The following is a 6,097-nucleotide window of genomic DNA, read 5'->3' as shown; positions in this document are numbered from 1 at the left end:
CCAACTACTATGACCTCTGCTGAGACCCTGCTACGGCAACGCCGCCGTCCTTTCAGACGTGAGGCAGGGCGTCCCCAGGTAAGGGCCGCACTCCTTCATCACACAACCGCCGCATCTACGCCGCTTCGCCTTGACCACAAGAGCTTCGCGGTCTTGGGCCCGCTCGCCCTGCTTGGCAGCGCCTTCTATGCGATTCGTGTTCCTCGGCTCATGATTTACGCTCCACGCTTCCTTCCCACGGTCGATTACTCTTCCGCAGTTGCGCTTCACTTCGCTCGCTGTGGTCAGCTCGCGGCGGGACTTTCACCCACAGGAGTGCGCCCATGCTGGGCGCACGCAAAAAAAAACGCCGGGGGAACCCGGCGTTTTTCATGCGGCGTGTGAATTCAGCTGTCGAGGTGCGAGATCAGCAGGCGCGAGCCGTTCGCGGCGCCCTTCCCTTCCAGCACCAGCGCCTTGTTCTGCGAGTCCAGCGAGATGCCCACGGTGAGGATGTCGATCAGCAGCAGCTGCAGGATGCGTGAAATCATCGACAGGAACGTCGTGCTGTCCTCGCTGTGGTCCACCGCCAGGCACACGCTGGCCTTCTTCGCCAGCGGCGACTGGCTGGTGGTGATGGCGATGACGTCGGCGCCCGCGGCGCGTGCCGTATCCACCGCGTCGAGCAGCTCGGGCAGCCGGCCGGAGTTCGAGATCGCGATGACCACGTCGCCCGGCTGCAGCAGCTCGGCCGCCAGCGACAGCAGGTGCGAGTCGCCATACGAGGCGGTGGGAATGCGGAAGCGGAAGAACTTGTGCTGCCCGTCCAGCCCCACCACGCGCGAGTTGCCCATCGCGTAGAACTCCACCTTCTTGGCCTTGGCCACCAGCGCGATGGCACGGTCGATCGCGCGCACGTCGAGCTGGTCGCGGAATTTCAGGATCGCCGACACGGTGTTGTCGACCACCTTCGCCGACAGGTCGTGCGTGCTGTCGCTGTTGCGCACCTGGCTGTGGCGCACGGGGATCGCGCCCGTCAGGCTGCTGGCGAATTTCAGCTTGAAGTCGGCCAGCCCCGTGAAGCCCAGCGAGCGGCAGAAGCGGATCACGGTCGGCTGCGACACTTCGGCCATGCGGGCGATATCGGCGATCGGCTCGTTCAGCACGAGGCGCGGCTGTTCCAGCACCAGTTGCGCCACGCGCTGCTCGGCCGGCGTCAGCTCGCGCAGCAGCGTCTGCACGCGCTCCATCAGCGTGTTGGCGCCGCTGCGGCCGCGCAGGTGTTCGGAGAGGATCGTCGCCACGCCATAGAACGCCGGGTTGGGCGTGGTGATCACGTAGGTCGGGATCTCCGCCAGGTACGACGAGAATCGCCCCTTGGCCTCGAAGCGGGTACGGAACGGCGAACTCCGGAACCACTCCCCCATGCGCGGCACGATGCCGCCGCCGATGAAGATGCCGCCGAACGAACCGAGCGTAACGGCCAGGTTGGCGGCCGCGCCGCCCAGCATCGCGGAAAAGCACTCGAGCACCTCGATGCACAGCGCATCCTTGTCCTTCAGGGCGCCGGAGATGATCTGCTGGGATGTGAGGTCGCGCACGTGCAGGCCGTTGCGGCGCGCCAGCGCGCGGTAGATGATCTCCATGCCGGGGCCCGAGATCAGGCGCTCGTTCGACACGTGCGACCAGGTCTGCCACGCGTATTGCAGGATCGCGTATTCGCGTTCGTCGGCCGGCGCGAAATTATTGTGGCCGCCTTCCGAACCGAGCGTGACGAAGCCGTCCACCGTCGGGATCACGCCCGAGCAGCCCAGGCCCGTGCCCGGGCCGAGCACGCCGATGACGGAGTTCGCCGCCGGCGCGCCGCCGCCCACCTGCATCAGGTCGGTGGGCTGCAGGCCGGGGATCGCCATGGCCAGCGCCGTGAAGTCGTTCACCACCAGCAGCGTGTGCAGGCCCAGTTCGCGGCGCACTTCGTCGGTGGAGAACTGCCAGTCGCGGTTCGTCATCCGGATATAGTCGCCGTGCACCGGGTTCGCCAGCGCCAGCGCGCCGTGATTCAGGTTGATGCCGGGATGGTCGGCGAGATAGCTGCGCAGCAGCGGAACGATGCCGGTGTAGTCGTCGCACTGCAGTACCCGCACGGCCTGGTATTCGCCGGGCGCCGTCTGCAGCGAAAAGCGCGCATGCGTTGCGCCGATGTCGGCCAGCAGCCGCGGGCCGTCGGCAAAGGCGGCACGTCCCAGTTTCTGTTCCAGTTCCACTTGTCTCATCTCGCTCTCTTTTTACTTGTTGCTGCGCTCACGCGGGCGAGGCCGCAGCATACCCGAAACGGACGCGCGGAAAAAGCGCGCCCGCCATGCAATGGTAGCGGAAACAAACTCGCAGGAAGGAGCAGCGCCGGGCTGCCGCCGGAAAGCGCGGCATCAGGCTTCGTAGCCGAACCACCCGCCGCAGGCCGGCAGGTTCACCACGCCATCGGCGACGCCGCCCGGCAGCCCGGCTTCGTCCAGCGCCTGCGCGCCCCTTGCCTGCGGCAGCGTGAACGTGACGTCATCGCCGCCCAGGTTGAACACGCACAGCACGGAACGCTCGCCGGCCAGCGTGCGGCGGAACGCCAGCACCGGCTCGGGCGCTTCCAGGAATTCGATGTCGCCGCGCGTCAGCTGCGGCATCGTGCGGCGCCACACAATCATGCGCCGCGCGAAGTTCAGTGGCGATTGCGGGTCCGCTTCCTGCACCGATGCCGCGGCGGCGGCATGCTCCGGCGCCACCGGCAGCCACGGCTTGCCGCTCGTGAAGCCGCCGTTTGCGCCATCGGTCCAGGCGATCGGCGTGCGGCAGCCGTCGCGGCCCTTGAACTCGGGCCAGAACGTGATGCCGTACGGGTCCTGGATCAGTTCATACGGCACCTCCGCTTCCGTGAATGCCAGTTCGTCGCCCTGGTACAGGCACGGCGTGCCCTTCAGCGACAGCTGCATCGCCAGCGCCAGCTTGCCGAACGCCGAGGCGTCCTTGCCGGCGCCCCAGCGGGTGGCCACGCGTGGCACGTCGTGGTTGCCCACCGACCAGGAAGCCCAGCCATCCTTGACGCGGCGCTTGAAGTCTTCCACCTGCGTGCGGATATGGCGCGCCGAATGGTCTTCGGTCAGCAGGTTGAAGCTGTAGGCCATGTGCAGCTTGTCGCCGCCGGCCGTGTACTCGGCCATGAAGGCCAGCGCGTCGTCGGCGCCCACTTCGCCGATCGACACGGCGCCGAATTCGTCCAGTACCTGGCGCACCCGCCGCAGAAACGGCACGTTCTCCGGGCGGCACTTGTCGTACACGTGCGCCTGCATGCCGTACGGGTTCACGTCCGTCACGGTGGCGGTATCGCGCACGGTGGCGGGCGGGTTGCTGCGCAGTTCCCGGTCGTGGAAGTGGAAGGTGACGGCATCGAGCCGCACGCCGTCGACGCCGCGCTGCAGCCAGAAGCGCAGGCTGTCCAGCATCGCCTGCTGCACTTCCGGGTTGTGGAAGTTCAGGTCAGGCTGGCTGGTGAGGAAGTTGTGCATGTAGTACTGCTTGCGGCGCGAATCCCATTGCCACGCCGAGCCGCCGAATACCGACAGCCAGTTGTTCGGCGGATTCCCGTCCGGCAGCGGATCGGCCCACACGAACCAGTCGGCCTTCGGGTTGTCGCGGCTGCTGCGGCTTTCCACGAACCACGGGTGCTGTTCCGAGCAGTGGCTCATCACCTGGTCGATCATGATCTTCACGCCCACCGAATGGGCCTTCGCGATCAGCCGGTCGAAATCGGCCAGCGTGCCGAACAGCGGGTCGACGTCGCAGTAGTCGGCGATGTCGTAGCCAAAATCCTTCATCGGCGACTTGAAGAACGGCGAGATCCAGACGATGTCCACGCCCAGTTCCGCGATGTAGTCGAGGCGATCGGTAATGCCGTCCAGGTCGCCCACGCCGTCGCCGTTCGTGTCGAGGTAGCTGCGTGGATACACCTGATAGATGATGGCTTCCTGCCACCAGGTCGGAGACGTCGATTTGGTCATGGGGTTCCGATGAAGTTGATGGGTATTGTAGAGAATATACATCAACGGTATGAATGTTTCAACGGATCGCCGTCGTAACGTAGTCAGGCACCATCCATATAAAACAATGACTTAACAACATAACCGCAAAAAAATTACTGGCAGCACCGTAGTCAAACTACATCAGCCTACCCACCAAACGGCCAAAAGACGCCGATCCCGGCCATTGCCAGCACAGCCGTATTCGGCATAGCATCGCGTCCATCCACAATTCGAGAGGGCTATCGATGGCAAACGCCACCCACGAAGCAGGCTACGGCCCGCTGCCGCGCCAGATACCGTACATCATCGCCAACGAAGGGGCCGAACGCTTTTCCTTCTATGGCATGCGTAACATCCTGACGCCGTTCCTGATCAGTACCCTGCTGCTGTTCATCCCCCTGGAAGACCGCGCCGGCGAAGCGAAACACGTATTCCATACCTTCGTCATCGGCGTCTATTTCTTCCCGCTGCTGGGCGGCTTCCTGGCCGACCGCTTCTTCGGCAAGTACAACACCATCTTCTGGCTCAGCCTCGTCTATGTGATAGGCCATGCCTGCCTGGCGATCTTCGAGGACAATCTCACGGGCTTCTATGCCGGCCTGTTCCTGATCGCACTGGGCGCGGGCGGCATCAAGCCGCTGGTGGCGGCCTTCGTCGGCGACCAGTTCGACCACACCAACAAGAAGCGGGCGAAGCTCGTCTATGACGCGTTCTACTGGATCATCAACTTCGGCTCGTTCTTCGCGTCGCTGCTGATGCCGCTGTTCCTGAAGAATTACGGCCCGTCCGTCGCGTTCGGCATTCCCGGCCTGCTGATGGCGCTGGCGCTCCTCATATTCTGGATGGGGAACCGGAAATACGTGCATGTGCCGCCGGCACCGCCCAGCCCCGATTCGCTGACGCGCGTTTCGCGCACCGCCCTGCTGGCGAAAAAGCCCGGCCAGGGCCGGCCCGGACTCGTCGTGGCGGCGCTCGGCGCGGCAGGCGCCGTGGCCTCGCTGCTGATGTCGTTCTCGTGGGGCTTCGTGATCGCCGCCTGCACGGCACTGGTGCTGCTGCTGGCCGGCTGGGGCATCGGCACCGCCATGCAGCTGGAGCGGGCGCGCGGCCATCATCCGGACGAAGCGGTGGAAGGCGTGCGCGCCGTGCTGCGTATCCTCATCGTCTTCGCGCTCGTTACCCCGTTCTGGTCGCTGTTCGACCAGAAGGCATCGACCTGGATCGTGCAGGCCAATGCGATGACCAGCCCGGTCCTGAGCCTGTTCGGCTGGGAATTCCAGCTGCTGCCGGCGCAGATGCAGGCCGTCAACCCGGCGCTGGTGATGCTGCTCATCCCGTTCAACAACCTGGTCATCTTCCCGCTGCTGAGCAAGCTGGGCCTGGAGCCGACCGCGCTGCGCCGGATGACGGCCGGCATCGCCTTCTCGGCCTTCTCGTGGCTGGTGATCGGCTGGATCCAGGTATCGATGGATGCGGGCACGCCGATGTCGATCCTGTGGCAGCTGGCGCCCTATGCGCTGCTGACGATGGGCGAGGTACTGGTTTCCGCCACCGGCCTGGAATTCGCTTACAGCCAGGCACCGGCATCGATGAAAGGCTCGATCATGAGCTTCTGGACCCTGGCCGTCACCGTCGGCAACCTGTGGGTGCTGATCGTCAACGCCAGCGTGAAGAATGACGCCGTGCTGGGCCACATCGGCGATACGGGGCTGTCGGTGATCGCGTTCCAGATGTTCTTCTTTGCCGGCTTCGCCATGCTGACGGCGCTGCTGTTCGGGCTTTACGCGCGGCGCTACAAGATGGTCGACAACTACCGGGCGCAAACCGCCGTGGCCTGATGGTCACCCAACCCGGCCGACGTGTCATTCACGCAATGACATGCCGGCCGCGGTGATGAAATATGCGCTTTCCTGCGGCGCATATACAACAAATCGGCACACTCCGGACCGGATATCCATATAATTGCCGTACGGCACCATACTGCGTGCCAACGAGCCTGCGCCCAACCCTCGCGCTACCGGACATAGACCGCCCTCCTCTGCGCGGTCGCC

Annotated in this window: 3 protein-coding genes; 1 reads left to right on the top strand and 2 read right to left on the bottom strand. The window is 64.8% G+C overall.

Annotated elements, in window-relative coordinates:
- Positions 1 to 386 precede the first annotated feature (386 nt).
- Both ACY34H_RS17885 and ACY34H_RS17880 read right to left on the bottom strand, forming a co-directional pair.
- The gene (locus ACY34H_RS17885) at positions 387 to 2,252 is read right to left on the bottom strand and encodes a glucokinase (protein WP_464978818.1); all 1,866 of its coding nucleotides are present in this window, start codon (positions 2,250 to 2,252) and stop codon (positions 387 to 389) included.
- A gap of 153 nt (positions 2,253 to 2,405) precedes the next feature.
- Positions 2,406 to 4,025, bottom strand: coding sequence for an alpha-glucosidase family protein (locus tag ACY34H_RS17880; RefSeq protein ID WP_464978817.1), 1,620 nt, complete (start codon positions 4,023 to 4,025; stop codon positions 2,406 to 2,408).
- A 266-nt stretch (positions 4,026 to 4,291) separates the two neighbouring features.
- On the opposite strand from ACY34H_RS17880, the gene ACY34H_RS17875 reads away from it, so the two are divergent.
- Positions 4,292 to 5,884 (top strand): POT-type proton-dependent oligopeptide transporter, encoded by a 1,593-nt coding sequence (locus tag ACY34H_RS17875; protein ID WP_464978816.1) that lies wholly within the window; start codon positions 4,292 to 4,294, stop codon positions 5,882 to 5,884.
- The last annotated feature ends 213 nt before the right edge of the window (positions 5,885 to 6,097 follow it).

The sequence above is a fragment of the Pseudoduganella sp. jia 9 genome, assembly GCF_055502615.1.
This window is presented reverse-complemented; position numbering and strand designations above follow the sequence as displayed.

Coding starts and splice junctions, on each gene's coding strand:
- ACY34H_RS17885 (WP_464978818.1), bottom strand. CDS start 2,252: ATGAGACAAGTGGAACTGGAACAGAAACTGGGACGTGCCGCCTTTGCC.
- ACY34H_RS17880 (WP_464978817.1), bottom strand. CDS start 4,025: ATGACCAAATCGACGTCTCCGACCTGGTGGCAGGAAGCCATCATCTAT.
- ACY34H_RS17875 (WP_464978816.1), top strand. CDS start 4,292: ATGGCAAACGCCACCCACGAAGCAGGCTACGGCCCGCTGCCGCGCCAG.